Here is a 26,126-nt window from a genome sequence, read left to right on the forward strand (position 1 = left end):
GGGAGTGACGCTCGTATGTCGCGCATGATTCCGGCCATGACAAGCGGAATCACTCCCCCGTTCGACGGGACAGCAGGTGTCGACCTGGCGGGCCGCGCCGCCATGGTGACCGGCGCCGGCAGCGGGATCGGCCGGGCCTGCGCCGCAGCGCTCGCCACCGCCGGGGCGCTCGTACACGTGGTGGATGTCGACGCGAAGGCGGCCAAGGCCGTTGCCGAGGAGACAGGCGGCCGGGCACATGTGGTGGACCTGGCCCAGGACCTCAACGGAATGCCCCTCGAAGAACGCCCGGACCTGTGACCAGCGGACTCCACGGCCGGACCCCTCGCATCGTGCCGGGGCGCGGCCACGTCGGATGACGCCCCGGCGGCGTCTACCAGCCCTGTGGGCCTACCCGACTCCCACCTGACGACCCGTCACCAGATCGTGCGACGGCCTGCCCGACGAGGGAGGCGACTGCAGCTTTCGGGCACGGAGCACCAGCTCCAGGGCGAAGCGCTGATCGTGGTCGTCCAGCGCGTCGCCCCACAGTTCCCTGAGCTGGCGCATCCGGTAACGGACCGTCTGGGGGTGGACGCCGATCCGCGCCGCCACCTCCGCCGCGCCGCCCCGGGTCTGGAGCCAGGCCAGCAGCGTGTCCGCGAGCCGGTCCGCCTGGCCCGGCCTGCAGGCGGCCAGTGGTGCGAGGCAGCCGGCGGCCAGGTCGTCGATCAGTTCGGCGGGGGGCAGCAGGAGCAGCGCCGTGGTGTGCTCAGCGCAGTCGAGCACACCACGGGACGGCAGGGCCCCGGCCGCGATGAGGCCGACCGCCGTCTGCGCCCAGTGCAACGAGCGAGCCGCCTGGGCAAGCGGTACGGTCGGCCCCAGCGCGCCGCTCCAGCCCGGGAGCGCCTGGCGCAGCGCGTCAGCCCGGCCGGCCTGGGCGGAGCCTGGGACGACCAGCCGGGGCTGCTCGCTCTCCCAGTCGAGCAGGATGCCGGTGCCGAGGGCCGGTGGCAGGAGCATGTTCTCGTTGCGGTTGAGGACAGCGACCGCGACGGTTTCCGGGAGCCGCCAGCCGATGTTGGCGGCGTACTGGGCCGTCGCCTCGAGGTCGGCGGGCTGGTCCGCCAGCAGCAGCCCGACCAGGCGGCACTGGCGGCGGAGCCGTTCGCCGGCGGCCAGGGACTCGTTGCTGAGCTGGTCCCGGGTCGCCTCGCCGACGAGGGCTTCGATGTAGTCGAAGCCGGCCTCGGCCAGCTCGTACATCGCGGCGGGCGGGATCCCCACTCCGTCCGCGATCTCGGTGAGCCGCCGCCAGGACACCCGGGCCCCGAAGCGGTAGACCGCGCGCATGAAGTCGAGCGCCGGCCCGGGCAGGGTCTCGCACCGGTCGAGGGAGGCGGCGGCCTCGCGGAAGCGTACGGCGCCGTCCCCCGCGATCTTCGGGCCGCCGGCCGCCCGGACACTTTCGACGAAGGGGCCGAGGGCCAGCCTGATCCGGGTGAGGACCCCTGAGACGCCGTGGTCGTCGAAGATCTCCACGACCTGCGGGAACTGGGCGTGGATCTGCTGCATCACCTCGAGCGAGAGCGTGGGGATCTCGGTGGAGGCAAGGCTGATGAACCGCTCGGTGTCGGCGGCGCTGACGGTGCTCCACACGGAGGCTGACCGCAGTGCGGCGGCCGGAGCGGGATCGGTTCGTACGCTCATGCGGGCAGCCTCCCTGGGAGTGCGTCGGGGTCAGCCGGTGAAGGACACGAGCGGCACGTCGGGTTGGGCGGGAGCGGCTGTCGTGAGGGCGACCAGGCCGAGTACGGCGGCGACGGCGAGGAGTGCCCCCGTCGCGGCGGTGAGGATGACGGCGAGAACGGGGCGTCGGGTACGCATGGCTGCGGATTGTCCCTTCCTTGGGCCCCGCGCGAGCGGGGCGGAACAACAGGCGACACCATTCGCACCGGCCCGGTCCCGTGCCCGCACAGTTTTGCCCTGGCGTTGACAATCCGTCAAGGGGGGACCTACGGTTCCGCGCTCAGGGGATGTAACACGGGGCCTGCCTCACCATCGGCAGCCGTTGGGGACCTTTCGTCGCACCACCGCCTTCACCGCCACACGGTCTGCGTCCACCCAATCCCCTTACGGAGCGTAATCATGCCCGTGCCCACAGATCAGATCCTCGACCAGTCCGCCGGGGAACTCCCCGGACCCGCCCCGGCGCCCCGCCGCCTGTCCCGCACCGGCCTGGCGCTGACCGGCGTCGCGGCCTTCCTCCTGGTACTGGCGCCGCTCCTGCACTGGTACGCACTGCCGAACCTGCGCAAGACCCCGATCGACACCAACACCACCACCGTCTTCACCGGCACCGGCACCGTCTTCGACACCAAGGCCGTCGCCGTGAGCCCGGCCCAGGACCTCACGCTCACCCGGCGGGTGGTGGGCAACGTCGCACTGAGCGGACCGACCCGCGCGGTGATGGACATCTCCACACAGATCGACACCGCCGCCACGCTCGGGCTCCACGACCCGCGGAAGTCCGTCCAGTGGACGGTGGAACGCTGGGTGACCGACCGCAGCACCAACCTGCCGCTGCACTCGCACAGCGAGAGCCCCGTCTTCTCCGGCGAGGCGTACCTGAAGTTCCCGTTCGGCCTGGCCAAGCGTCCGTACGCCTATTGGGACTCCACGCTGGGCAGCACCGTCACTCTCGACTTCCAGGGCACCACGACCGTGAAGGGCCGGACCGGCTACCGATACGGCGCCGTGCTCGGTGCGACCAAGGTCGGGACCCAGCAGGTCCCCGGCAAGCTGCTCGGACTGGCCGACCGCAACCAGGTCGTCGCCGACCGGTACTACGCGAACGGCGGCTTCAGCGTGGTCGTGGACCCGGTGACCGGAACCGTGATGGACGCCCGTACGCAGCCGCTGGTGACCCTGCGGACCTCGGCGGACGGTCCTGACCTGCTGGCCCTGCTGCGGGCGGATCTCACCATGACGGCGGAGAGCCGGGACGGCCAGGTGCGGACCGCGCAGGCCGCCGGCCGCAAGCTCGGACTGGTGGGCACCACGGCCCCCGTCGCCGCCGGCACCGCGGGCATCGTGTGCCTGCTGGCGGCGGGCGTGCTGCTGCGCCGCCGCGCCTCGCAATGACACCCGTCGCTCCCCGAAGTGACAGAGGGAACATCCATTCCGCGTGAACCCGACAGGAATTTGTCAATTTGGTGAGTAGTACCGGGCGGTAGCAACAGCCCAGACTGGCGGCGCGCGCCATCCGCGCGCCGCCAGCCGCATCCCCCGGTCCCTCCCGTGCGACTGCCCCACCGGTCACCCCCGGTCCCCTGAGCCCTGCTCGTCCCTGCCCGCCCCTGCTCGTCCCTGTCCGTCCTTGTCCGTCCCTGCCCGCCCCAGCCCTCACTGCCTTGAGCACCGCCCCTTCCAGGAGCTCCCATGGCACATCAGATATCCCCGCACCCGCCTCCGGCCGTCACGGCAGTAAGGCCGTCGCCGGAGGTCCCACGCCGGATCACCGTCCTCGCCTGGCGCGACCTGGCCAACCCCGCCGCCGGCGGTTCGGAACTGCTCGTCGACCGGCTGTCCTCCGGGCTGGCCGATCGCGGGCACGAGGTCACCCTGCTCTGCGGGGGCCCGGAACCGTCCGTCGACCGCAGCTACCGCGTGGTCTCCTCCGGCGGCACGTACGACCACTTCCTGCGTACCCCCGGCGCGTTCGGCCGCAGCGTCGGCGAGACCGACCTGCTGGTCGAGGTCTGCAACGGCGTCCCGTACCTGGCGCCGCTGTGGCACCGGGGACCGGTGATGTGCCTCGTCAACCACGTGCACACCGATCTCTGGGACCAGCGCCTGCCCGGACCGGTCGCCCGGGCCGGCAGGATGCTGGAGCACCGGGCGCTGACCCGGACCCACCGCCGCAGCCTGATGGTCGCGGTGTCGCCCTCCACCGCCGAGGCGATGGCGCGGATCGGCGTACCGGCCGACCGCATCCGACTCGTTCCCAATGGGGTCGAGGCCCCCGCGCCGCTGCTCCCCGAATCCGACGAACCGCTGTTCACCGCCGTCGGCAGGCTGGTGGAGTACAAGCGGATCGACCTGCTGCTGCGCCTGTGGGAGCGGGTCCGCCCGATCACCGGCGGCAAGCTGGTCATCGTCGGCGACGGCCCGGAGCGGGCCCGCTTGGAGGCGCAGGCCGGGCCCGGCGTGGTCTTCGCCGGGCGGGTCGACGAAGCCGAGAAGCACCGGCTGCTCTGCCGGAGCTGGCTGCTGCTGCACCCCTCCTCGCTGGAGGGGTGGGGCCTGGTGGTCACCGAGGCCGCCGTCCGCGGCACGCCCGCGGTGGGATTCGAGATCCCGGGCCTGCGGGACTCCGTCGTCCACGGCCGCACCGGCCTGCTCGCCCGGGCGGAGAGCGGGTTCGCGGCGGCCTGGTGCGCGCTGGCGCTGTCCGCCGAACGCCGCGCCGCGATGGGTGCGGCGGCCCGCCGCCACGCGGAGCAGTTCACCTGGGAGCACAGCGTCGACCGTTTCCAGGCCGCTGCCGCCGAGGCCGTGGCCCTGCATTCCTCCGGGCGGGCCGGGTCCGGACGCACCATGGCCGAGCCCCCGGCCCCGACCACGGCGGAGCCCTCGTGAAAGACCCCTCTCTGCGCCGCTCCCTCGCGCTGTTCCGCGCCTTCCGCGCCGAGCAGAGCGACCCGGAGACGTTCTACGCGTTGCTGGCCGAGGACGCCGCCGACCAGGTCGAGCGGTACACGCCGCTGGCCGGGGCGGTGGTGGCCGACGTCGGCGGCGCCGCCGGCCACTTCACGGAGGCGTTCCGGGCTCGCGGCGCGCACGCCTTCCTCTTCGAACCGGACCTTGCCGAGCTGCACTCGCGCGGCGGTATCACACCCGACCACGCGGTCGTCGCGGACGGGTACTGGCTACCGCTCAGCGACGGCGCCGCCGACGTCTGCTTCTCCTCCAACGTGCTGGAGCACGTGCCAGACCCGGAGACCTTCATCAGCGAGATGGTGCGGGTCACCCGCCCCGGCGGCCTGGTGTACGTCTCCTTCACCAACTGGCTCTCCCCCTGGGGTGGCCACGAGACCTCGCCCTGGCACCTGCTCGGCGCCGACCGGGCCCGGCGCCGCTACCAGCGGCGCACCGGGCACAGTGCCAAGCACACCCTCGGCGAAAACCTCCACCGGGTGCACATCGGCCCGGTGCTGCGTCACGTACGCGGGCGCGACGATGTCGAGATCCTTTCCGCACGATCACGCTACTGGCCGTTCCTGGCCGAGACCCTCGTCCGTATTCCAGGCCTGCGCGAGATCGCGTCCTGGAATCTTCTCCTGGTGATGCGGAGAACCTCCGAATGAGCGCCCCCACTGTGCAGCTCCCCGCTGCGCCGCCCTCGAGGCCGAGCCCCGAGCCGCGTACCGGCCGCCGCTGGCTCGCCGTCTTCTGGCTGCTGGTCCTGTCCGCCTTCCTGGCCGCCGCGCCCGGACGGATCGCCTTCGACACCAAACTCGCCGTCGCACTCGACCCGGTGGGCTTCCTCGGCTCGCTCGGAACGCTCTGGCAGAGCGAGGACAGCTTCGGCGGTCTGTCCAACCAGTACGTCGGCTACGCCTTCCCGATGCTGCCGTACTACCTGATCACCGATCTGCTCCAGCTGCCGGTCTGGCTGGCGGAGCGGCTGTGGCTGTCGCTCGTGGTGACCGCCGCTTTCTGGGGCGCGGTGCGGCTCGCCGAACGCCTCGGGTACGGCTCCCGGCCGAGCCGGCTGCTCGGCGCGGCGTGCTACGCGCTGTGGCCGGTGTTCACCATCGTGGTGGGCTCCACCTCCGCCGCCGCGCTGCCCGGCGCAGTCCTGCCCTGGGTCCTGCTGCCGCTCACCCGCTTCGTCTCGGCGCGCGCCGCCGCACTCCGCTCCGCACTGGTGATCCCGCTGATGGGCGGCGTGAACGCGACCTCGGTCGCGGCCTCACTGCTTCCGGTCGGGCTCTACCTGCTCAGCCGGCCCGGGGGCAGCCGCAAGTGGCGCCTGATCGCCTGGTGGGTGCCCGGCGTGCTGCTCGCCACCGCCTGGTGGGCCGTGCCGCTGGTACTGCTCAACTCCTACGGCGCCGACTTCCTGCGCTACATCGAGCAGGCGTCCACCACCACTGCCACCATGTCCGCCACCGAGCTGCTGCGCGGGGCCGGGAACTGGGTGGCCTACCTGCACTTCGGCTCGGCCTGGCTGCCCGCCGGCTGGGACGTCGCGGCGAACGTGCTGGTGATCGCCTGCTCCGCGCTCGCAGCAGCGCTCGGCCTGGCCGGGCTAGCCCGCCGCGACCTGCCCGAGCGGCGCTGGCTGCTGCTGGTGGTCGGCACGGTCGCACTGATCACCCTCGCCGGGTACGGCGGCTCCCTCGGGGCGCCCTTCCACGGCGCGGTCCAGCAGCTGCTCGACGGTGCGCTGGCGCCGCTGCGCAACATCTACAAGTTCCAGACCGGCCTCGCGCTGGCGCTGGCCCTGGGCCTGGCACACCTGTGCGGTCGGCCACTGCCCCGGGTGGCCGCCCGGCTGCGGCTGGTCCCGGCGCTGGTCGCACTCGCGGTACTGCCCGGCCTCGCACTGCCCTACCTGAACGGCAACATCGTCCAGCCGGGCTCCTTCAAGGCGCTGCCCTCTCAGTGGAAGCAGACCGCGGCGTACCTGACCGCCAAAGCGCCCGACAGCCGGGCCCTGGTGCTCCCCGCCGACGCGCACGGCCTCTACACCTGGGGCTCGACCATCGACGAGCCGCTCGACGTGCTGGCAGACTCGCCATGGGCGCAGTACAACTTCGTGCCCTTCGGTCAGGCCGGCGAGCGACGCTACCTGGAAGCGATCCAGGAGGCGCTGGCGACCGGCACCCAGGTGCCGGGGCTCGGGGCCTTCCTGAAGCGGTCCGGCGTGCACCACCTGGTGGTCCGCAACGACCTCGACCCCGCGCAGGCCGGCTACATCCCGCCGCAGACGGTACGCGCCACCCTGCTGGCCTCCGGCTACGAGCGGGTGACCGGCTTCGGCTCCCCGATGGCCTCCGCGCAGCTCCCGCCCGACACCCCGGTCCAGGTCCAGGGCCTGTACCGGCAGTACGACCCGGTGGAGATCTTCGCCCCCACCGGTGGTGACGCCCCACCCGGCCCGGTCACCACCCGCGCGGTCGCCGACACCGCGGTGGTCAGCGGCGGCCCCGAGTCGCTGCTCCAGCTCTCCGCGAGCGGTACGGTGACGGACCGTCCGGTGATCCTCTCCGGCGACCCCCTGCCGGCCGGCACCAGCGCCGCGCTGCGGGCCACCGCGGACGGGCAGCGCCGGGGCGACACGCTCTTCGGCTTGGTCAACGGCAACAACTCGTACACCTACACGGCCACCGAGACCAACCCCTCGGACGCCGGCCAGGACCCGGGTGGCGCACCGCGGCAGATCCTGCCCTCGGGCCCGGCCGGTTCCGCCGCCGAGCAGACCACCTCGGTGATCGAGGGCGCCAAGTCGGTCACCGCCTCCTCGTACGGCTCCTGGCTGTTCGCCCTGCCGCAGTACGACCCGGTCGGGGCCTTCGACGGGAACTCCGGCACGGCCTGGGCGGAGGGCAGCAGCGCGGACCCGGTGGGTCAGTGGCTGCGGATCGACTTCAACGGGTCGGTGGACCTCCCCGCCACCCTCACGGTCACCCCGCTGGCCGGGGGTTCCCTGCGGCCCACCATCACCAAGGTGCGGATCACGACGGACCGGGGCTCGCGGGTGAGCGTGCTGCAGCCGCAGGCCGTCGCGCAGACCGTCAAAGCCCCGGCGGGGCAAGCCGCCTGGGTCAAGATCACCATCGAGGGCGCCGTCACCGCCAACACCGGCGTGGGCGGGGCCGGGTTCTCGGAGATCTCGATCCCCGGCGTCAAGGCCACCCGTGTGCTGTCCCTCCCGGCCGCTACGGCCGACACCTACTCGCTGCACCGCACCCTCGACCTCGGCGGCTCCCAGTCGGGCACCGTCGAGACCGGGCTCAACCGTCAACTCAGCACCGGCGCGGGGGCCTTCACGGTCACCGGCAGCGCCGTCGGCCTCCCCGGCCCGGCTCTGGACGCCCTGCTGGACCAGGTCACCCCCGGCCGGGCCACCGGGCGGATCGGCGTCGAGGCCGACTCCACCACCTCCGGCAGCCCGCGCAATCTGCTCGACGGCGACCTCACCACCGCCTGGATCGCGGGCGGCAAGCCCAGCGTCCGGCTCGCCTGGCAGGGCAGCCGCAGCATCGACCAGCTGGTGCTCGGTACCGCCGGTGGTCTCTCCTCCCGGCCGACTCAGGTGCAGCTCAGCACCCCGACCGACGCCGTCAGCGCGGGGGTGGACGCCAACGGTCTGGTCCGGTTCGCCCCGCTGACCACCGACCAGCTGACGATCACGGTCACCGCGACCGCCCCCGTCCTCGTCCACAACCCGCTCGCCGGGCAGAACCTCCAGCTGCCGGCGGGCCTGAGCGAGGTGCACATCCCGGCCCTGACCGACCTGATGATCCGCCAGGACTCCCCGGACACCCAGGGCGCCGGCTTCACTCTGCCCTGCGGCAAGGGCCCGGTCGTCACCGTGGACGAAGTCGCCCACCAGACCTCCGTGTCCGGCACGGTCGCGTCCCTGCGGAACCGGCAACCCGTCACCGTGAACCTGTGCCCGGCCACCGAGCCCACCCTGACGCTCGGCCAGGGCAAGCACCGGGTGTCCTCCTCCGACGACGGCGCACTGGCCGTCACCGACCTCACCCTCTCGGCCCGCGCCGCCGGCCCGGCCGCCGGTCCCGGCTCGCGGCGGACGGTGGAAGTCCTGTCCTGGTCCGGGGACGAGCGCAGCGTTCGGATCGGCGTGGGCGATGCCTCCTACCTCCAGGTGCACGAGAACGCCAACTCCGGCTGGCGCGCGACCCTGAACGGCAAGCCACTGCAGTCCGTCCGGCTCGACGGCTGGCAGCAGGGCTACGTGGTCCCGGCGGGCACCGGCGGAACCGTACTGCTCTCCTATGCCCCCGCCACCACGTACGACCTCGGGCTCGTCCTCGGCGGCCTCGCCCTCCTGGTGCTCGCCGGGCTGGTCGTGGTGCCGGCGCTGCGGCGTCGGAGCGGCCGGCCTGACATCCCCGGCGCGCAGGACTGGGACGCGGCCGACGCGCCCCGGTGGCTGCTGGGCGTGGTCTTCCCCCTGCTGGTCCTCGGCGTCGTCGGCGGTCCGCTCGCGCTGCTGGCGCTGCCGCTGATCCTGATCGCGTTCCGGTGGCCGAACCTGCTGCCGTACGTCGCCGGGGCGGCCATGGCCGGCGCCGGCCTGCTGGCGGTCCTCGCACCCCCGAGCGGGGCGTTCGGCCCGGCCGCCCAGGTGCTCGCGCTGCTGGCACTCGCCGCCACGCTGGTCACGGCGGGCGGCCAGGCCACCGTGCTCCGGCACCGGGCCGAGGCTCCGTGATCCGCCCGTCCTTCGCCGCCCCTGCCGCCCGGACCCCGTCCGGGCGGCAGGGGCGCGTCCCCTTCCCCGCGATGGACGAGTACTCACGCCACCTGCTCCAGGAGCACCTGGACGCGGACACCGTCCACCTGGAGGCCCACCTCCCCGGCACCGTCGACGTCGAGCGGCTCCGGGCCGCCTTCACCCGGACCCTGGCCGGCCACCCGACGCTCCAGGTACGGCAGTCCGACTCCCGCTGGTGGCACCGCCGTTACCACTGGGAGCCGGCACCGATCGGCCCCACCGCCGTGGCCGCCAGCGCCGACCTGGGCCACACCCGCCACCGCGCCCTCACCGAACCGCCCCCGCTGGCGGCCGGCCCACCACTCCGGCTGGAGACCGCACCCGCACCCGGCGGCGGCACCGCCCTGCTCCTGACGGCAGCTCACACCCTCGCGGACGCCGGCACCTGCCTTCGGCTGCTCTGCGACCTCGCCGACCACTACTCCGGCACCCCGGTGGGGGAGCGTCCGGTGGGTTCGGCCGGGGAGCGCTCCGTCGGTGCAACCGGGCAGCGCTCCGTCGGTACATCCGGGCAGCGCTCCGTCGGCCCGGCCGACGCCTCCGCAACGGCCCGGGCGTCGTCCGCCCGGGGCGGCCGCCCGATGCGCATCGCGCCCGCCGCAAGCCCGTCTCCCGGCACCGGTGTTCACCTCAGCGTGCTCCCACTCCCCCGGACCGGCGCCAGCAAGCCCCGCCCGACCGTCAACGACCTGCTCTTGACGGCGGTTCAGCTGACCCTGGCCGAGTGGAACCACCGGCACGACCACCCCACCGGCCCGATCCACCTGTCGATGCCGATCGACGACCGCCCGTACGGGCCACTCGCCCCCGGCGCCCCCATGGGCAACCACAACCACCTGGCAACCATCCGAGCCGGTACGCCCGCCCCCGGCGCCGGTGCCGGTGCCGCCACGCTGCTGGGCCGGATCAGCGCGCAGACCCGCGCCGCCAAGGCCGCCCCCGTCACCGGTGGCGGCCTCATCGCCGGCCTGGTCAGCACCCCCTGGCTGCCCGTCGGCGCCAAGGCCCCGCTGACCCGGACGCTGCGCCGCGTCGCCGCCCCCTGGACGTCCACCGCTCTGGTCAGCAACCTCGGCCAGGTCACCCACCCGCTCGACTTCGGCCCCGCCGGCCAGCCCGACGCGTTGTGGTTCTCGGCACCCGTACGGATGCCCCGCGGACTCTCGGTCAGCGCCCTCACCCTCGACGGCCGCCTCCACCTCGCCGTGCGCCACTGCCACCAGCTGCTCGGCCAACCCGCCGCCGCCGAGCTCGCCCGGCGCTGCGCCGAGACCCTTGACGCACTGGCGCAGGAAGGACGACGCCGATGATCCTCGGCGTCGCGGTCGCCCTGCTCGCCAACGCCCTCTACAGCGCGGGCTTCGTCCTCGAGAAGCGCGCGCTGGCCGCCCTCCCCGCGCTGGACCCACGCCGCCCGCTGCACCTCCTCCGGGCGCTGGCCTCCAGTCCCGGCTGGCTGCTGGGCTTCACCGTGCTGGGCCTGGGCTTCGGCGCCCAGCTGAAGGTCTACCAACTGCTCCCGATCGCCGTCGCCCAGGGGGTGTTCCTCTCCGGGACGGTGCTCCTGATCGCCCTCTCCGCCGTCGCACTGGGCGAGCGCCCCGGCCGCCGAGAACTCCTCGCCACCGGCGTCATCCTGCTCGCCCTGCTCGCCGTCATCGGCTCGCTCGGCGGCGGCGACGCCGATGGCAACCGGGTGGGAGCGGCGGCACCCGTCCTGCCCCTGCTCGCCGTCTGCCTCCCCTGCCTCGCCTTCGGACTCCTGCTTTTCCTCGCCTCGCTGCGCCGAGCCGGCCGTCGGCACCGCCGCAGCAGCTCCGGCGTGCCGTACGGCGTCGCCCTCGGGCTGCTGTACGGGGTGAGCTCACTCGCCATCAAGGGCACCTCGGCCGCGTTCGCCGACCGATCGGTGACGGCAGCCCTGCCCGAGCTCCTGCGCGGACCCCACCCCTGGCTGCTCATCGCCACCGGAGCAGCCGGTCTCGCCCTGTCCCAGACGGCGCTCCAACGCTGCCGCGCCTCCGTGATCGTCCCGGTCACCACCACCGTGTCCAGCATCTTCACGGTCATCGCGGGCACCGTGGTCTTCGACGAACACCTCCCCACCGAACCGCTCCGGCTGGCGCTCCGCCTCGGCGGCACCGCACTCGCCGTCCTCGTCCTGCTCACCCTCCCGCGCCACGACGAACCGTCACCCGTACCGGCCCACCAAGGAGAACCCCGCCATGCAACAACCCAATGAGCCCGACCCTCGCCTCCTCCCCCTCCTCGCCTGCCCCGTGGACAAGGGCCCGCTCGTCCACGTCCCCGAAGAGGAACTCCTGTACAACCCCCGCCTACGGCGTGGCTACCCGATCCGCGACAACCTCCCCTTTCTGCGTCCGCTCGACGCCCTCACCCTCGACGACGTCCGGCACCGGGAGCTCCTCTCCAGAATCGAGGGGCGCGTGTCTCCCGCCTCGTGAGGGGCAATCAACTTCGGCGTTGGGTTTCACGGGTGGCCACCCCTCAGGTTCACACCCGGGCCGTCCAGCGGTCGGTCCGACGCGGTTGCGTTGTGGCGGGCTTCGGCCGGCAGTCGGACGTTCCGGGATGGTGCGGCCGATCTGAATGCCAACCCCGAGACGCTGCGGACCTGGGTGCGTGACGCTGACGGCCGTCCGGCCGCAGCCGGCGCGACGCAGAACACCGAAGCCGAGCTGGCCCGGCTGCGGGCGGAGAAGGCGCGGCTGGCCAGGTCGGAGAAGGAATGGCAGGTCGAGCTGGGGATCCTGCGCCGGGCAGCCGCCTGTTTCGCCCGGGAGATGAGTGAAGAACGCCGCGTGGGACTTCGTCTCCGCCCACGCCGGGATCTTCGGCATCAAGCGGATGTGCCGGGCGCTGGGGGTCTCCCGCTCGGGCTACTACCGGTGGACCGCCGGCGCGGAGGTGCGGGCTGCCCGGCAGGCGGACGAGGACGCCCTGGTCGCTGAGATCCGCGATATCCAAGCCGAACACCACGGCAACTACGGCGCGCTTCGCGTCCATGCCGAACTACGCGGCTTCGGCCACACGGTGAACCGCAAGCGGGTCGCACGGCTGATGCGCAAGCACCAGATACGGACCGCGGATCGCGATATGCGTCGGCCGCGTTCCCGCAGCTGTGTGACCGGTACGGCATCCGCGGGAGCATGGGCAGAGTCGGCTCAAGCTGTGACAGCGCCCTCGCCGAGAGCCTCTGGCAGGGCCTGAAGCGAGAGACGATGCACGGGAAGCTGTTCTCCACGATGCAACAGGCGAGGCTGGAGATCTTCCAGTGGCTCACCTACGACAACGCCCGCCGACGCCACAGCGCGCTGGGCTACCTCTCTCCCATGGAATTCGAACAACAGCACCACAAGACAGCTGAACTCCAACTCGCAGCATGAACACCTGTGTCCACACTCCGGGGGTCACCTCTCCCGAGCCTTCGATCTGCGACGTTGTCGTGTGACTGTGGCGGTCCCGTCAGGTCCGGCCTCCCCTCGTAGGTCGAGGGGAGGCCGGACCTGTTCAGGGCGTATGCCCTATGGCCGGTTCACAGGAGGACATGATCTGCCGGCTACGACGCTCGCGGCTGCTGAGGGTTCAGCGGCCTGGAGGTCTCAGTGCTTGTCGTGCTGGTCGGTCTTGTGGTGGCTGTCCTTGAAGTCGCCGTTGATGCAGGTGTTGCCGAAGGCCGGGTTGAGGAGGCCGATGACGTTGACGGTGTTCCCGCAGATGTTGATCGGGACGTGGACCGGTACCTGGACGACGTTGCCGGACAGGACGCCGGGAGAGCCGATGGCAGCACCCTCGGCCGTGGCATCCGCGGCGGCCATACCGGCGCCACCGGCGAGGACGGCACCTACTGCGGCGGTGAGGGCTACTGCCTTCGCGATACGCGACATCAAGATCTCCTTGGAAAGCGGATCCGCCGTAGGGAGTACGGCATGGACTCCCACCCAACGGCGTGATCGGCCCATCGGTTACGGCGACTCGGCCGAACCGGTGACCTCCGGACACCCAGCCCCCATCCGGCAGGGTTCCTTGGGAGATCGATGCGGGCGAAGCATAGGGAGGCGTAGCGGGCAGACCTCACGCGTTGTCGTGGCCGAAGCCCATAAGGGCGCCCTGGGTCACCGCTTCGAGCCGTGGGCGTAGGAGAACTGGTGTCCGGCTTTCGACCGTATCCCGAAGGCCGGCAATCTCGTCGGCGACCTGTGTGATCAGTTCCGGGGGCAGGCACAGGCCCAGGCCCGGAGGCCATATGAAATGATCTTGTCCGGTTTCGTCTGCACCTCTCGGCGGGCCCCGCACGGCATTCGGGGGGCTTCGGCGAGCGCGTGCATGGGCACCGTGGGTGAGGGCAGGAGCGGGCAATGGCCGATCTGTCAGAAGTTCTTCAAGCAGGCATGCGCCGTCGGCATCTGAGTGTGGAGAGGCTCGCGAACCTCACCGGTATTCGCACCCCCCGCGTCAGAGTCTTTGTCGAGGACGGTGCCGGCGGCCCCGTACACCCCACCGAGCAGGAACTGCGCGAACTCGCCCATGCCCTCGCTCTTCCCCTGACCGAGGTTCTTCCCGGTGTCCTCGCCGGCGTACCCGCCACGTGATGCCGGATCCGGCAGCCCCCGTCACCGCCCTCCTCGCACTGGCGCTGCCCGGGGCATTACTCGCCACCGTGCTCGCCCTCGGCCGGTACGAGGAACTCCTTCTCACCCCCCGATCCGCTCCGCTGCACCGGCGGCCGCGCGCTCGCCACGCCCGCCGGTAGACCGCATCGACGACCGGAGACGGGGCATCCGGGAAGAAGCGGAAGGCCACCGGGGCCGCTCCGCGCCCACGCCCACGCCCACGCCCACGCCCTCGAGAGGCATACAGAGGAGAGTCACCAGGTGAAGGGCTTTCGCAGCTTCATCCTTCGCGGCAACGTCGTCGACCTGGCCGTCGGCATCGTCATCGGTGCCGCATTCACTGCCGTCGTCACCGGCTTCGTCGGAGCGTTCCTGACCCCCCTGGTCGGGCTCGCCACGGGAGTGACCGGCGACATGAGCAAGAAGGCGTTCACGATCGGCGCCACCCAGTTCCCCTACGGAGCCTTCATCAACGCGGCGATCAGCTTCCTGCTCCTCGCCACTGCTCTGTACTTCCTGGTGGTCCTGCCCATCAACAAACTTCACGAGCGGCTCGCCCCGCACCAGGACGTGCAGGCACCCAAGCGCGACTGCCCCGAATGCCTTACCCCCGTCCCCGCCCAAGCGCGCCGCTGCGCCTCCTGCGCCGTCCCGCTGCCCGCAGTGCCCGCCCAAGCGGGAGCCGAGACGCAGCGTGTCGGCTGATAGGAAGCAGAGACTCTCGGCGCACTGGCCAGGTTGGCCGATCCGCCGGGGTCGGTGGAGACGGTCAGGACCGGGGCTGGTAGTCGGACCAGTTCAGGAAGTCGCGGCAAGTGGCACAGGCTCTTTCTGGTCATGCCCGATCTCGGCACGTTCCTGGGCGATTTCCCGGGTGAGGAAGTAGTTGAGGATGGTACGGATGGCGGCGATGGCCGCCAGCTGGCCGATCTCGGTGAAGCTGGGGGCAACCGCCGTGCGCAGGACGTCGCCCGCCAGCTGGAATTCCAGTCCCAGCACGAGGAAGCGCCCCAGACTGAGGCGGATCTTGTTGAACTCACTGATGAGCGATCGCCTGCGGAGGCCGGTCGTGGCGAACCGGGCGAAGGCCCAGACGGCGCCCACGAAGATGATCAGCGCACCGCCCGCCTCGATGACGTGCACGAGCCACCCGATCATCTCCCGCACCCCGAACTCGGACACCAGTTCCCTTGACAAGCTCATATGGCCCCTTCTACCCGCGTCTGCGCTCCTACACAGGGCGGTCCGGTGTCTCCCGCCTGGAATGCGTCCTTCACGACCGGGCTCGGGCCGGTCGGAGCTCGTGGAGTCGAGGTGCCGGACGGCACATGTCAGATGGTCCTCAAACGGCTGCGGGGGTTGGATGACGGCGAGTTCACCTGGGTCAGGCTGGCAGATCCCTCTGCGGATGAACTTGTTCAGCCGGCCGAGGAGCTGGGGCTGCACCCGCCGGCCGTCGAGGACGCGGTCCATGCGCAACAGCGCCCGCAACGGGAGCGGTTCGGGGATGTCGATGTCCTCGCCGTCGCGCTGAAGACCCTCTGGTACGTGTAGGAAGACACGGCGGTGGAGACCGGCGAGATGATGCTCTTCGTCGCGGACCCCGCAGCGTGCTCACGGTGCGCCACCTAGTCGTCGCCCCCTGCGCCGGGGCGGCCCGCCGGCTCGACGCCAACCCGGAAACCCGGACATGCTGCGCTTGGGCCCCTGAGCTGTCCTGCATGCCGTGCTGGACGTCGCCGTCGACGCCTAGAGCGACGCGGCCCGCAGGGTGCGCGCCGCGCTCAACCGACACGAAGACGAGGTGTTCTCGACCTCGCGCGTTGACCACACCGAGGGCATCCACTCCCTCAAGCGGGAGGTACGCGAGTTACGCGACGCCGTGCAGCCGCTCGTCCCGGTGGTCCAAGGCCTCCTGAGCGGCCCCGGCGGGGAGGACCATCGGCTGGAGATCGCTCCGTACTCCGTGACGTCACCGATCACGTGCACCGCACGGACATCGAGGTGGGGACCCTGGACGAGCTGCCGGACTCGGTCCTCGACGCGCAGCAGGCCCGGGTGGGCACCTGGCAGAACGACGACATGCGCCGCATCCCCGCGTGGGCGGCGCTCTTCGCGATCCCCGGCTGTAGAAGTTCCACCTGCGCTCGCCGCGAACCCCTTGTCCTGGCGGTTGTACCGCCGAGGGCAGGGCACGGTGGCGGAGCCGCCGAGCTTAAGAGCAGGCCAGCCGCCTTCCCCGGGAGAACCCCGGTTCCCGGCCGTCCTCGCTGACATGAGTACCGCCGAGGTGGAAAGCCGCAGGGTATGACACGCACACCGAAGCAAGACCCCGACAGCGAACACGAGCATGGGAAACCCGGCCGCGAGGGCACGGCGGGCCCCGATCCGCAGGTGGAGGAGCAGGCACCTGATCACCTCACCGAACTGCCCAAGAGGTCCTGGAAGGCCGTGCTGCGCGGCACCATGAAAGAGTTCAAGGACGACGAGCTCGCCGACCGAGCCGCCGCGCTGACCTACTACGGGGTGCTGGCGCTCTTCCCCGCCCTCCTGGTGCTGGTCTCGCTGCTGGGCATCGCCGGGGAGTCCGCGACGAAGCAGGTCCTGGACAACCTGCAGAAACTGACACCCGGCTCGGCGCGGGACGTGATCAGCAACGCCGTGCAGCAGCTCCAGGGCAACTCCGGCGTCGGATCGCTGCTGGCGATCGTGGGCCTGCTCGTCGCGGTGTGGTCGGCGTCCGGCTACATCGCCGCGTTCATCCGCACCTCCAACGCCGTCTACGACATGCCTGAAGGCCGTCCGGTGTGGAAGGTCCTGCCGCTGCGCCTGGCCCTGACCGTCACGCTGATGGTCCTGGCCTGCACCAGCGCGCTCATCGTGGTCTTCTCCGGCAGTCTGGCGCGGCAGGCGGGTACCGCCCTGGGGATCGGGGACACCGCCCTGACCGTGTGGTCGATCGCGAAGTGGCCGGTCCTGATCCTCCTCGTCACCACCATGATCGCGATCCTGTACTGGGCCGCCCCGAACGCCAAGGGCCGCGGATTCAAGTGGGTGACCCCGGGCAGTTTCCTGGCCCTGCTGATCTGGATGGCCGCCTCGGCCGGCTTCGCGTTCTACGTCGCGAACTTCGCCTCCTACAACAAGACCTACGGCACCCTCGCCGGCGTGATCATCTTCCTGGTCTGGCTGTGGATCACCAATCTGGCGATCCTCCTCGGACTGGAGTTCGACGCGGAGATGGTCCGCCAGCGTGCGATCGCCGGCGGACTGCCCAAGGACGAGGAGCCCTACGTCGAGCCCCGCGACACCCGCGCGTGGAGCGAAGGGGACCGCCGCCGTACGGAACAGTGACCGGGCGTGAACTGCACTCGACGGGGAAACCGTACGCAATGAGAGCCCTGGCGGCACTACGCGATCACGATCACCGGCTGACCCGCCGCATCGCGGCCTGGGACTCTCCGTGGGCGCGTCTCCTGCTGCCGCCGGTCGAGGACGCGGCCGAGCACACCAAGCTCTGGTGGGCGGCCGCAGTCGCCATGGCCGCCGTCGGCGGCCCGAGAGGACGCCGCGCCGCGGCGACCGGAATCGCGGCCATGGCTCTGGCGGAACTGCTGTCCGACCAAGTCGCCAAGAAACTCGTCGAGCGGCGGCGCCCACCGAAGGAATGGATCCCCCACGACGGTGTCGAGGACCGGCCCGACAGCTCCTCCTTCCCCTCCGGGCACACCGCCGCCGCCCTCGCCTTCGCCGCCGCCGTAGCCCCCGCCTGGCCCGCAGCCGGTGCCGCCTGCGCCGTGCCCGCCCTCATGGTGGCGGTCGGACGGGTCCACAGCGGCGCGCACTATCCCTCGGACGTCGCCGCGGGGGCCGCGATCGGCCTGGCCAGCGTCGGCCTCGTCCGGTCGGTCCTCGGCCTGCTGTCGCGCCGTCTTCCGTACGGCAGGGGCCTTTCGGGCGGGTGTCGGCGCCGTTGCGGGGTAGTCGCGCCGTAACGACGGCATGCACATCTCAACAAGGAGGTTCCGCTATGGCGGCTCGCTTCGAGGTCCGGCACCAGCCCGCCCAGGGCTATCACTTCGTGCTGATCGCCACCAACGGCCAGGTGATCGCTACCAGTCAGCACTACGAGACCCACCGCTCCTGCCTGAACGGCATCGACTCGGTCAAGCGCAATGCCGACGCCCCCGTCCAGGACACCACGGACAACGCCGGGTCGAGCAGCTGACCGACGTGTCGCACGTTCCGACAGATGGAGGGAAGGCAAGGTGACCTCATCATGGGCACGGTAGAGCGACAGGCCCCCGCCACCGACGACTCGGTGGGCGTCCTGGTCTCACGCGCTTCACAGCAGATCTCGGAGCTGGTCCGCGAGGAGATGCAGCTGGCGCGGTCGGAGATGACCCAGAAGGGCAAGCGTTTCGGGAAGGGCGGCGGCCTCGTCGGCACCGCAGGGATCATCGGCATCCTGGCACTCCAGGCCCTGGCCGCAACCTGCATAGCCGCTCTCGCGTTGGTCCTGCCGGTGTGGGCGGCAGCCCTCATCATCACCGCGGTCCTGGGGATCGTCGCTGCCGTGACCGGGCTGGCCGGGAAGAAGCAGCTCGCCAAGGCCGGCACCCCCGCCCCCGAACAGACCATCGACAGCGTCAAGGCCGACCTGGCCGAGATCAAGGAGAAAGCACACCGATGAACGACGACCCCCGAACCAGCATCGGCACCCCCACCCCCAGCACCCCCGCCACCGAGGAACTGCGCGAGCAGGTCGCGCGCACCCGCGACGAGCTCGGACAGACCGTCGAAGCCCTCGCCTCGAAGGCCGACATCAAGGCCCGAGCGAAGGAGAAGGCGGCCGCGGTCAAGGGGCAGGCCGCCGAGAAGGCCGCCCTGGTCTCCGACCAGATCCGCGAGAAGGCGGAGCAGGCCGCACACATGGTGAAGGACAAGACACCCGATCCCCTCCTGGAGAAGACCGCGCAGGCCGCAGCCCAGGTGCGCCAGAGCGCGACCAAGGCGGGCCACTACGCGGCGGACAAGACGCCCGACCCCCTCCTGGAGAAGGCCGGGCAGGCAGCGACGGCCGCACGCGCCAACCGCACCCCCCTCCTGGCGGTCGGCGCTGCCCTGGTCGTCTTCCTGCTGGTGCGCCGCAGCCGCGGACGCCGCCGATGAAAGCGTCCAAAATCGCCTACAAGCCGGTCGGGCTGGCCCTGGGCGCCCTCAGCGGCGTGATCGCGGGCGCCGCCTTCAAGCAGGCGTGGAAGATCATCGAAGGTGAAGGCGACGCCCCCGACGCCACCGACGAGGACCGCCCATGGCAGCAGATCCTGCTCGCCGCCGCCATTCAGGGCGCCATCTTCGCCGTGGTCAAAGCCTCGGTCGACCGCTCGGGTGCCGTGGCCGTACGGCGTCTGACGGGCACCTGGCCGGGCTGACCCGCCGCGGTGCCGGACACGACCCCGAGTCGGCCGGCACCGCCCGACCATCACCCCTGTTCGACAACGCTCCTTTCCAGGAGGAAGCCATGGCCGTGTACCACGGTGGTCTGCCCGCCCTGGCCGCCGCAGCTGTTACCGCCGGTGTCCTCGCAGGGCGTTGGTGGTTCACCCGGGCGCTTCGCAACGCCGGACACGGCGCCAGCGCCGCCCGCGCCCCGTGGCGCCGGACAGCACCCTCTCCCGCCGGTGCCGGCGCCGGACACGAGCGGGTGGCCAGTCTGCACGCCGCCTTCCTCGACCGGACGGACGACCGAGCGCTGAGGGCGACCGATGCGCATCTTGAGCAGTACTGGGAGAACATCGTTCTGCTCTACCCGAGTTCCGACACGAACCGCAGCCAGAGCTGACGGCTGCGCCAGGGCAACAACGCTCTGGCCGGGCCGTCGAGGACGGGCCGTCGACGACACCGCGCTCCTGGTTGCGCATCCCTGACCGCCCACCGATGCCGAGGGCCCCCGCCCTGCACCACCGAGCGGCCCCTCCCTCTCCTCCGATGAGCGGCTGAGCTACCTCGAGCGCCGCTCGCAGACGTGCACCGGCTGGTCGATGTGCTGGGCGACGAAGGCTCGCGCCATCTCGCCTTGGACGCGGGGGACCGGACGGAGCGGGTACGGCAGGTGGCCGAAGCGACGGCCGAGAGCTGCGGGGACGCGAACGTGGGTCAGGCGCGCACGGCGTCGCTGGAGCGGTCGGCGCACCAGCACAAGGGGCACCAGCACAAGGGGCACCGGTGCACATCGGTGAGCTGCACTTCCGGCCCTCGTCAGACGTGGCCAGCCAGGTCGTGGCCGGTGACGGCGCGGGCGTAGGCCCACAGGGCGGTGACTACTTCGGTGCGGGTGCGGCGGCTGGCGAGGACCTCCATCTGATAGCCGTCCTCCATGGCGACGAAGCTGGCGGCGAGCAGGCGGGGCGGGTCCTTCAGGGCGAAGTGCCCTTGGGCTTGGCCCAGGACCAGGATGGCCGAATACACGGCGATCTGGCGTTCCGTCAGTGCGCTGTCGAGTGCCGCGGCTCTGGCGTCGCGCAGACAGCGGGGCCAGTACTCGAAGAGCAGCCGGGTCAGCGCGTCGTCGGGGCCACTGGCGACGCCCTTGTCGATGCAGGCCCACAGCTGGTCGCGGGCGTCGGTGAAGTGGTTCGCTGCCTGCTCACGCTCCTGGCTGTAGCGCTCGATGGCCTGCTGGTAAGCCGCGTGGACCAGGGCGTCCAGGTCGCCGTAGTAGAGCACCGCGGCGGGCGTGACACCCGCCTCGTCCGCGATGTCGCGCAGGCGCAGACCCTCGAGGCCGCGCACCAGCAGTGCGCGCTCCACCGCCTTGCACAGCTCGGCCCGCCGGGCCTCCTTGCTGCTGCCCTTCCTGGCCGCCACGCTGGCCCCTTTCACTCCGCAGGTTCTGTTGTACGCAGATTTAACAATAGCCCGCCACCTATTGACGGACCAGTGAGGCAGGTCTTAAATCTGCGTTTAACTAACCGCAGGCTTACGGAGGCATCATGACCCACCCGACTGACGCCGAGGCCAGAACCGGGCCCGTGTCCGCCCCGGCCGGCAAGGGGCTGCGCGGTGGGTCGGTGGGCCTGCTCGCCGCCGTCACCCTCGGTCTGTCGTCCGTCGCCCCCGCTTACAGCATCGCCGTCCCGATCCCGGGCCCGCTCACCGACCGGATCTGCGCCCTCGCCGCGGAGACCGGCCTGTGGCTCATCCCGGGGAGCGTCTACGAGCGCGCCGAGGACGGCAACGTCTACAACACCGCCCTGGCCGTCTCACCCGAGGGTGAGATCGTCGCCCGCTACCGCAAGGTCTTCCCCTGGCAACCCTACGAAAAGACCACGCCAGGAAGCGAGTTCACCGTCTTCGACATCCCCGGCGCCGGCCGGGCGGGCCTGGCCATCTGCTACGACGGCTCCTTCCCGGAAACGGTCCGCCAGCTCGCCTGGCTGGGAGCGGAGATCATCATCCAGCCCACCCTCACCTCGACCCGAGACCGGGAGATGGAGCTCGTCTGCGCCCGCGCCAACGCCTGGACCAACCAGGTCTACGTCGTCAACGTCAACGCCTGCGACCCCGCCGGCGTCGGAACCAGCACCATCGTCGACCCCGAGGGCATCGTCCGCCAGCAGGCCGGACCCGGCGAGGAGATCCTCGTCGACGTCCTCGACCTCGACACCGTCACCCGGGTCCGCAGCTACGGCTCCGCCGGAATCAACCGGCCCTGGAGCCAGCTCGCCCGGTACGGGGAGTCGGTGCAGCTCCCGATGTACGGCGGGGCGTTTCGCACACCCGGCTGGATGAAGGACGAGACCGTGTAGCACCCGTGGTCCAACGTGCAGGGCGTCGGAGGGAGCTTGGGTCGGGACAGGGCGCGCGTCGGGGACCGGGCCTGTACCGGCCCGGATCCGTGATCGTCATTGCCCGACCAGCGTTCAAAGCACGCATTCAGAACATGCCGTTGTCGTTGGCGGACTGCTTCGGGACGTCCTGGGGGGGGTGGGTTTCGTAGTCGCGGGCCGGGCGGCAGTGGTGCGTGAGCCGGCCGAAAGTCCGCTCGCCGACCCAGCGCCGTGAAATCACCCTGCACCCTTTCCGGGCAGGGCCGCGGCGGGTGACTTCCCCATCAAAGCCGAGGCGGGCGCCATGGCCGATGGCTTTGGCCCGGTAGCCGGTGTCGGCCCATGCCTTGGTGATGCGGGCGCGGCATACGCCTGAACGCCCTCACGGGCGCGGCGGGTTGGGGCATGCTGGGGATGCGCTCTCGCGCTCTACTTCGGTAGCAGGAGGCCGGTCGGTGTTACGCATTCACTTCACGGCGGAAGACCTCGCCCGGACACGGGTGGCCGCAACAATCGGCGTCGCAGCCGAGGTCTACTACAGCCTGGAGCTGCTGAGAGAGAACCGGGAGCTTCCTCACTTCCGCTCGTGGCGGTCAGCGGTCGCAGGCCGGATGGGAGCGGACACGCGCCCCTTGACGTCCCTGGTTCCCGTGCGCGGTCCCGGGCTTGATCTGCTGGCCCTGATGGGCGATGTGCCCTCTTTGAACCACGCCGTGGACAACCTGCTGCACGCCCCGGTGTCCCGGCTGCGACGCGAGTTCGAGGGACTCGCTTTCCACCCCGGGCACCTGCCGTGGGCCAGGCGGGTGTCTGAGGGCGACCGCGACGCGCGGCGGGAGCTCGCCGAGGCCTTGCGCGCCTGCCATCGGCTGACGGTGGAGCCCTACTGGCATCGAGGGCGGTCCGAACTGGTCGCGCTGTCCACCCGTTGCGCGAATCTGGTGTTGGAGGGAGGCATCGATCTGCTGCTGCGTTCGGTCTGCGCCCCACTGGTCCGCTGGCGTCCGCCGGTGCTCGAAGCTCCCTACCCGCGCCGGGTTGAGGTACGTCTCCAGGGAAGGGGGCTGATCATCACGCCCACGGTCTTCTCGAAGGACGCGGTGAGCTTTCTGTGGGACCCGCTCGATGCCGCCCGACCACCCCGGCTGACCGTGCCGGCTCTCCGTCGGCCGCTGATCGGTACCGGACCGGCAGAAGCGGACGGCTCCGCCGGGCGGAACCTGGAGTCTCTGCTCGGCCGCACGCGAGCTGCCGCCCTGCATGTGACAGCAGAAGGCTGCACAACGAGCGAACTGGCCCGGCGCCTCAACGTCACGGCCGCAGCGGCCAGTCAGCACGCGACCGTACTGCGGAACACGGGCCTCATCACCACCAGCCGCCGAGGCGGATCTGTGCTGCACCTCATCTCCCCCCTCGGGCTGGCCCTTCTGGGGACAGGTGTGCCCTGACGGAACCGTGAGGCCCGAGGGCACCGCGGCGTCTGACCGGTGAGCGCAGCGCCGCCCTACTTGGGCGCCCCGGCGCCCCCGGGCACTCGTGCCGAGGTGCGCAAGGCGCCGCGCCCGCCGTCCCGCCCCCTTTAAGCTGTGACTTAAAAGGTGGGCCGCAGTTGGCCGACGGCCCAGGATGTGAAGCCTCAACCGGCTCATCCCATCCTGGAGATCACATGAAGACTCATCTCGCCGCCGCCCTCGGTTCCGTCGTGCTGACCGCGGGCACCTTGCTGGGCGCTCCCGCCGCCGGCGCGCAGACCGCGACCGCGACCGCCTATCCCACCAGCCCCTTCAACATCGAATTCGGCGCCACGTGGACCAGGGGAACCGTCACTTGGTACAACCGGTCGGTCCGAGTCGTCGGGCAGCACAGGTCCGCGGTGGGGGACAGTCCGGTCACGTGCCGGACCACGTGGGCTTACACCCTCCAAGGGGACCGTGCCGTGATCGGCATGGGCGGCGGCTCCCCGATCGCCTGCGGCACCATCAAGCCCTACGACTTCTTCGTCCCCGCGGACAAGCCCGGCGGTGCCGCGTACGTCAGGGTCTGTCTCGATGACGGGAACCTCAAGGACCTCGCGTGCCAGCTCATCGCCAGGCCGCGCCAGCTCGCGAGCTGAGGCCGGCCGGAAGCGCCCGGTCTCAGCTACTGGGGACCCGTACCTGGCGGGTGCCGGCGCGGCCGTCGCCCCGGTGAGGTGAGCCTGCGAACCGCAGGTACCGGCCCCCGTCGCGGTGCGGGGACGCGGCCATCTGGCCGGTGTGAGCCCTCCTTTGAGGGCCCTGACGTGCGATGCGTCGATCGCCACGTCATCCATGTCCAGCATCCCAGCCGCCCGCAGGTCCGCCAGGAGGGCCTCGTGCGGACGGGGCCACACCCCGGCCTCGGTCCAGTCCCGAGGACGCGGCAGGCCGTAACACCGCTGCATCCGACCAGCTCGACGGGAACGTCCCGCCAGCTCGCGCCCTTGCACAGCACCTAAACGATGGCCCTCAACGCCGCGCGGTCATGCACCGGCAACCGCCCCGGGAGCGTGACCGTATGGGGATCGGGGTCGTTGGCACCGGGCCGTGACCGGCGACACCCGCTCGCCGGTGGCGCAGCCTTCCGGGAGGTCAGCCTTCCGGGGGGCAGGCGGCGGGATCAGCGGCGCTGTCGCGGAGCTCGAACAGCTCCAGCGCACCTGTCATCTCCAGCAACCGCTGAAGCCGGGTAGGGACTGGCCCGGCCAGCACCACCGGCCCGGTGCTGCGCAGCCGTATCAACGGTTCAGGAACGACGAGTCCGCGAACGCCACCCGGGCGACATCGAGCACGAGCAGCTTCGCCCCGGCCGCGTCCCGGTCGCACGCCGCCGCCGGGACGCCAGCAGTGTCCAGGTCAAAGTCCCCTGTGCGGACGATGACGACCGCACCATCCGCTTCGGGCTTCACCGCTACCTTCGGCAGCTCCATAGACCTTCAGCCCGTCACGTTCATCCGCCGAATCCCTGATGCTCCGACCGTACGGCCTGCCCCACCGCATGAACACCGGGTCCATCGCATGACACAGGGTCCATCGCCAAAGAGACCTCCATCTGGCTGCGCTCGACGCGCCGGACCGGGGCGTGACTGGTTGTGTCTGCCGGGTAACGCCCGGCTGTGCGGGCGGTTCGACTCAGTGGAGAACTCATGCACAAGGCAGTCCTCGTGATGGCGCTCGCCGCCGCCCTGTCCGTGGCCGGACCGGCGGTGGCCGCGGACAGTGACCCGCACGACCACGGCCGGGGCGGTCTGAAGGTGACCGGCCTGACCGACGACCAGCGTCTGCTGTCGTTCCGCGCCGGCGACCCCGACCGGGTGTCCTCGGCCGGGACCGTCACCGGTCTGGCGGGTGACACGGCGTTGGTCGGGATCGACTACCGCGTCCAGGACGGTCTGCTCTACGGCGTGGGCAACGCCGGCGGCGTGTATACCCTCGACAGCGCGAACGCCGCCGCGACGAAGGTGTCCCAGCTGAGCATCGCCCTTCAGGGCACCACTTTCGGGGTGGACTTCAACCCGGCCGCCGACCGGCTGCGGATCATCAGCGACACCGGGCAGAACCTGCGCCACAACGTGAACGTCGCCACCGGCGGAACCGTCGCCGACATCACGCTCACCACCCCGCCCGCCACCGCCCCCGCCCTCGGCGTGACCGGCGCCGCGTACACGAACAACGACCTGGACGCGGCGACGGCCACCAGCCTGTTCGACATCGACACCGCGGGCGACCGCGTGGTGCTGCAGTCCCCGGCCAACTCCGGCACCCTCGCCCCCACCGGCAGCCTCGGCGTCGACGCGGGACCCAGCGCGGGCTTCGACATCTACTTCTCGCCCCGGGACGGCACCAACCAGGGCTACGCCGCGCTCTCGGTCGGCGGCTCCTACCGCTTCTACAAGGTCAACCCGCTCACCGGGGCGGCCCGCGACGCCGGCGCCTTCCCCGCGGACCGGCAGGTCTTCGACGTCGCCCTGCCCCTGAACCAGAGGTAACGGCTTCGCCGACACCGCACCGCCGTCCGCGCGAGGTTCGGCCTGGGCTGTCCGGGTGGCAAGCGCAGTCACAGGCTGGCGATCACGCTACGGAGGGCAGGCATCCCAAGAACATCCCCGTACCCCTGTGAAGGAGA

The 26,126-nt window shown here is 71.3% G+C and carries 28 protein-coding genes and 3 pseudogenes; 24 read left to right on the forward strand and 7 right to left on the reverse strand.

Going from position 1 to position 26,126, the window contains the following annotated elements; all coding sequences use genetic code 11:
- Positions 1-36 precede the first annotated feature (36 nt).
- A pseudogene (locus OTB16_RS18300) lies at positions 37-255 on the forward strand (SDR family NAD(P)-dependent oxidoreductase); the annotation flags it as partial.
- Between the two features lie 135 nt (positions 256-390).
- Here the strand turns inward: OTB16_RS18300 and OTB16_RS18305 are convergent.
- A complete protein-coding gene (locus OTB16_RS18305) occupies positions 391-1,692 on the reverse strand; it encodes a PucR-like N-terminal domain-containing protein (protein WP_267721286.1) in 1,302 nt (433 codons plus the stop codon).
- Positions 1,693-1,722: 30 nt separating this feature from the next.
- Complete coding sequence (locus OTB16_RS18310) at positions 1,723-1,869, reverse strand: hypothetical protein (RefSeq protein ID WP_267721287.1); 147 nt, start codon at positions 1,867-1,869, stop codon at positions 1,723-1,725.
- Positions 1,870-2,130: 261 nt separating this feature from the next.
- On the opposite strand from OTB16_RS18310, the gene pgfA reads away from it, so the two are divergent.
- The 8 genes and pseudogenes from pgfA (at position 2,131) to OTB16_RS18350 (ending at position 12,924) form a co-directional block, all read left to right on the forward strand.
- Entirely contained in the window at positions 2,131-3,126 is a 996-nt protein-coding gene (gene pgfA, locus OTB16_RS18315) for a cell envelope lipid trafficking protein PgfA (protein ID WP_267721288.1), read from the forward strand.
- 297 nt (positions 3,127-3,423) lie between these two features.
- Positions 3,424-4,623, forward strand: coding sequence for a glycosyltransferase family 4 protein (locus OTB16_RS18320; protein WP_267721289.1), 1,200 nt, complete (start codon positions 3,424-3,426; stop codon positions 4,621-4,623).
- The gene (locus tag OTB16_RS18325; RefSeq protein ID WP_267721290.1) at positions 4,620-5,351 is read left to right on the forward strand and encodes a class I SAM-dependent methyltransferase; all 732 of its coding nucleotides are present in this window, start codon (positions 4,620-4,622) and stop codon (positions 5,349-5,351) included. The genes OTB16_RS18320 and OTB16_RS18325 overlap by 4 nt, the downstream gene beginning before the upstream one ends.
- On the forward strand, positions 5,348-9,454 hold the full coding sequence (locus tag OTB16_RS18330) for an alpha-(1->3)-arabinofuranosyltransferase domain-containing protein (RefSeq protein WP_267721291.1): 4,107 nt from the start codon (positions 5,348-5,350) through the stop codon (positions 9,452-9,454). Before OTB16_RS18325 ends, OTB16_RS18330 begins: the two co-directional genes overlap by 4 nt.
- A 71-nt stretch (positions 9,455-9,525) precedes the next feature.
- Positions 9,526-10,827, forward strand: a complete 1,302-nt coding sequence (locus OTB16_RS18335; RefSeq protein ID WP_267721292.1) for a condensation protein — start codon at positions 9,526-9,528, stop codon at positions 10,825-10,827.
- Positions 10,824-11,759: a hypothetical protein gene (locus OTB16_RS18340; protein ID WP_267721293.1), complete on the forward strand. Its 936-nt coding sequence runs from the start codon at positions 10,824-10,826 to the stop codon at positions 11,757-11,759. The genes OTB16_RS18335 and OTB16_RS18340 overlap by 4 nt, the downstream gene beginning before the upstream one ends.
- Positions 11,743-11,982: a Trm112 family protein gene (locus tag OTB16_RS18345; RefSeq protein ID WP_267721294.1), complete on the forward strand. Its 240-nt coding sequence runs from the start codon at positions 11,743-11,745 to the stop codon at positions 11,980-11,982. Before OTB16_RS18340 ends, OTB16_RS18345 begins: the two co-directional genes overlap by 17 nt.
- A gap of 90 nt (positions 11,983-12,072) precedes the next feature.
- A pseudogene (locus OTB16_RS18350) lies at positions 12,073-12,924 on the forward strand (IS3 family transposase).
- Between the two features lie 216 nt (positions 12,925-13,140).
- On the opposite strand, the gene OTB16_RS18355 reads toward OTB16_RS18350, so the two are convergent.
- Positions 13,141-13,425: a chaplin gene (locus OTB16_RS18355; RefSeq protein WP_267721295.1), complete on the reverse strand. Its 285-nt coding sequence runs from the start codon at positions 13,423-13,425 to the stop codon at positions 13,141-13,143.
- A 471-nt stretch (positions 13,426-13,896) separates the two neighbouring features.
- Here OTB16_RS18355 and OTB16_RS18360 point away from each other — a divergent pair, with 471 nt between their 5' ends.
- Entirely contained in the window at positions 13,897-14,130 is a 234-nt protein-coding gene (locus OTB16_RS18360; protein ID WP_267721296.1) for an XRE family transcriptional regulator, read from the forward strand.
- A gap of 282 nt (positions 14,131-14,412) precedes the next feature.
- On the forward strand, positions 14,413-14,856 hold the full coding sequence (gene mscL, locus OTB16_RS18365; protein WP_267721297.1) for a large conductance mechanosensitive channel protein MscL: 444 nt from the start codon (positions 14,413-14,415) through the stop codon (positions 14,854-14,856).
- Between the two features lie 93 nt (positions 14,857-14,949).
- On the opposite strand, the gene OTB16_RS18370 is transcribed toward mscL, so the two are convergent.
- Positions 14,950-15,354: a DUF1622 domain-containing protein gene (locus tag OTB16_RS18370; protein WP_267721298.1), complete on the reverse strand. Its 405-nt coding sequence runs from the start codon at positions 15,352-15,354 to the stop codon at positions 14,950-14,952.
- Between the two features lie 111 nt (positions 15,355-15,465).
- On the opposite strand from OTB16_RS18370, the gene OTB16_RS18375 reads away from it, so the two are divergent.
- The 9 genes from OTB16_RS18375 to OTB16_RS18415 all read left to right on the forward strand — a co-directional run bounded on the left by OTB16_RS18375 (position 15,466) and on the right by OTB16_RS18415 (position 19,996).
- Positions 15,466-15,705: a hypothetical protein gene (locus tag OTB16_RS18375; protein ID WP_267721299.1), complete on the forward strand. Its 240-nt coding sequence runs from the start codon at positions 15,466-15,468 to the stop codon at positions 15,703-15,705.
- A gap of 429 nt (positions 15,706-16,134) precedes the next feature.
- On the forward strand, positions 16,135-16,425 hold the full coding sequence (locus tag OTB16_RS18380) for a hypothetical protein (protein ID WP_267721300.1): 291 nt from the start codon (positions 16,135-16,137) through the stop codon (positions 16,423-16,425).
- Between the two features lie 33 nt (positions 16,426-16,458).
- The gene (locus OTB16_RS18385) at positions 16,459-17,505 is read left to right on the forward strand and encodes a YihY/virulence factor BrkB family protein (protein WP_267721301.1); all 1,047 of its coding nucleotides are present in this window, start codon (positions 16,459-16,461) and stop codon (positions 17,503-17,505) included.
- Positions 17,506-17,543: 38 nt separating this feature from the next.
- A complete protein-coding gene (locus tag OTB16_RS18390; RefSeq protein ID WP_267721302.1) occupies positions 17,544-18,146 on the forward strand; it encodes a phosphatase PAP2 family protein in 603 nt (200 codons plus the stop codon).
- A gap of 35 nt (positions 18,147-18,181) precedes the next feature.
- Positions 18,182-18,379 carry a YegP family protein gene (locus OTB16_RS18395; protein ID WP_267721303.1) on the forward strand — a complete coding sequence of 66 codons (198 nt, stop codon included), beginning with the start codon at positions 18,182-18,184 and terminating at the stop codon, positions 18,377-18,379.
- A 51-nt stretch (positions 18,380-18,430) separates the two neighbouring features.
- Positions 18,431-18,844 carry a phage holin family protein gene (locus OTB16_RS18400; RefSeq protein ID WP_267721304.1) on the forward strand — a complete coding sequence of 138 codons (414 nt, stop codon included), beginning with the start codon at positions 18,431-18,433 and terminating at the stop codon, positions 18,842-18,844.
- Entirely contained in the window at positions 18,841-19,323 is a 483-nt protein-coding gene (locus OTB16_RS18405) for a DUF3618 domain-containing protein (protein WP_267721305.1), read from the forward strand. The genes OTB16_RS18400 and OTB16_RS18405 overlap by 4 nt, the downstream gene beginning before the upstream one ends.
- Positions 19,320-19,586: a DUF4235 domain-containing protein gene (locus OTB16_RS18410; RefSeq protein ID WP_267721306.1), complete on the forward strand. Its 267-nt coding sequence runs from the start codon at positions 19,320-19,322 to the stop codon at positions 19,584-19,586. Before OTB16_RS18405 ends, OTB16_RS18410 begins: the two co-directional genes overlap by 4 nt.
- 89 nt (positions 19,587-19,675) lie before the next feature.
- Positions 19,676-19,996, forward strand: coding sequence for a hypothetical protein (locus tag OTB16_RS18415; protein ID WP_267721307.1), 321 nt, complete (start codon positions 19,676-19,678; stop codon positions 19,994-19,996).
- Positions 19,997-20,412: 416 nt separating this feature from the next.
- Here the strand turns inward: OTB16_RS18415 and OTB16_RS18420 are convergent, their stop codons facing one another.
- A complete protein-coding gene (locus OTB16_RS18420; protein WP_267721308.1) occupies positions 20,413-21,021 on the reverse strand; it encodes a TetR/AcrR family transcriptional regulator in 609 nt (202 codons plus the stop codon).
- Between the two features lie 125 nt (positions 21,022-21,146).
- On the opposite strand from OTB16_RS18420, the gene OTB16_RS18425 reads away from it, so the two are divergent.
- Complete coding sequence (locus OTB16_RS18425; RefSeq protein ID WP_267721309.1) at positions 21,147-21,962, forward strand: carbon-nitrogen hydrolase family protein; 816 nt, start codon at positions 21,147-21,149, stop codon at positions 21,960-21,962.
- Positions 21,963-22,137: 175 nt separating this feature from the next.
- On the opposite strand, the pseudogene OTB16_RS39295 reads toward OTB16_RS18425, so the two are convergent.
- Positions 22,138-22,341, reverse strand: a pseudogene (locus tag OTB16_RS39295) (IS5 family transposase); the annotation flags it as partial.
- A gap of 97 nt (positions 22,342-22,438) precedes the next feature.
- Between OTB16_RS39295 and OTB16_RS18435 the strand changes: the two are divergent.
- Together OTB16_RS18435 and OTB16_RS18440 are read left to right on the forward strand one after the other, a co-directional pair.
- Positions 22,439-23,431 (forward strand): ArsR/SmtB family transcription factor, encoded by a 993-nt coding sequence (locus OTB16_RS18435; RefSeq protein ID WP_267721311.1) that lies wholly within the window; start codon positions 22,439-22,441, stop codon positions 23,429-23,431.
- A 218-nt stretch (positions 23,432-23,649) separates the two neighbouring features.
- On the forward strand, positions 23,650-24,096 hold the full coding sequence (locus OTB16_RS18440; RefSeq protein WP_267721312.1) for a hypothetical protein: 447 nt from the start codon (positions 23,650-23,652) through the stop codon (positions 24,094-24,096).
- Positions 24,097-24,738: 642 nt separating this feature from the next.
- On the opposite strand, the gene OTB16_RS18450 is transcribed toward OTB16_RS18440, so the two are convergent.
- The gene (locus OTB16_RS18450) at positions 24,739-24,930 is read right to left on the reverse strand and encodes an STAS domain-containing protein (protein WP_267721313.1); all 192 of its coding nucleotides are present in this window, start codon (positions 24,928-24,930) and stop codon (positions 24,739-24,741) included.
- Between the two features lie 216 nt (positions 24,931-25,146).
- On the opposite strand from OTB16_RS18450, the gene OTB16_RS18455 reads away from it, so the two are divergent.
- Complete coding sequence (locus tag OTB16_RS18455) at positions 25,147-25,989, forward strand: DUF4394 domain-containing protein (protein WP_267721314.1); 843 nt, start codon at positions 25,147-25,149, stop codon at positions 25,987-25,989.
- Positions 25,990-26,126: the final 137 nt, after the last annotated feature.

Source organism: Streptomyces antarcticus, assembly GCF_026627255.1.
Taxonomy (GTDB): Bacteria; Actinomycetota; Actinomycetes; order Streptomycetales; family Streptomycetaceae; genus Streptomyces; species Streptomyces antarcticus.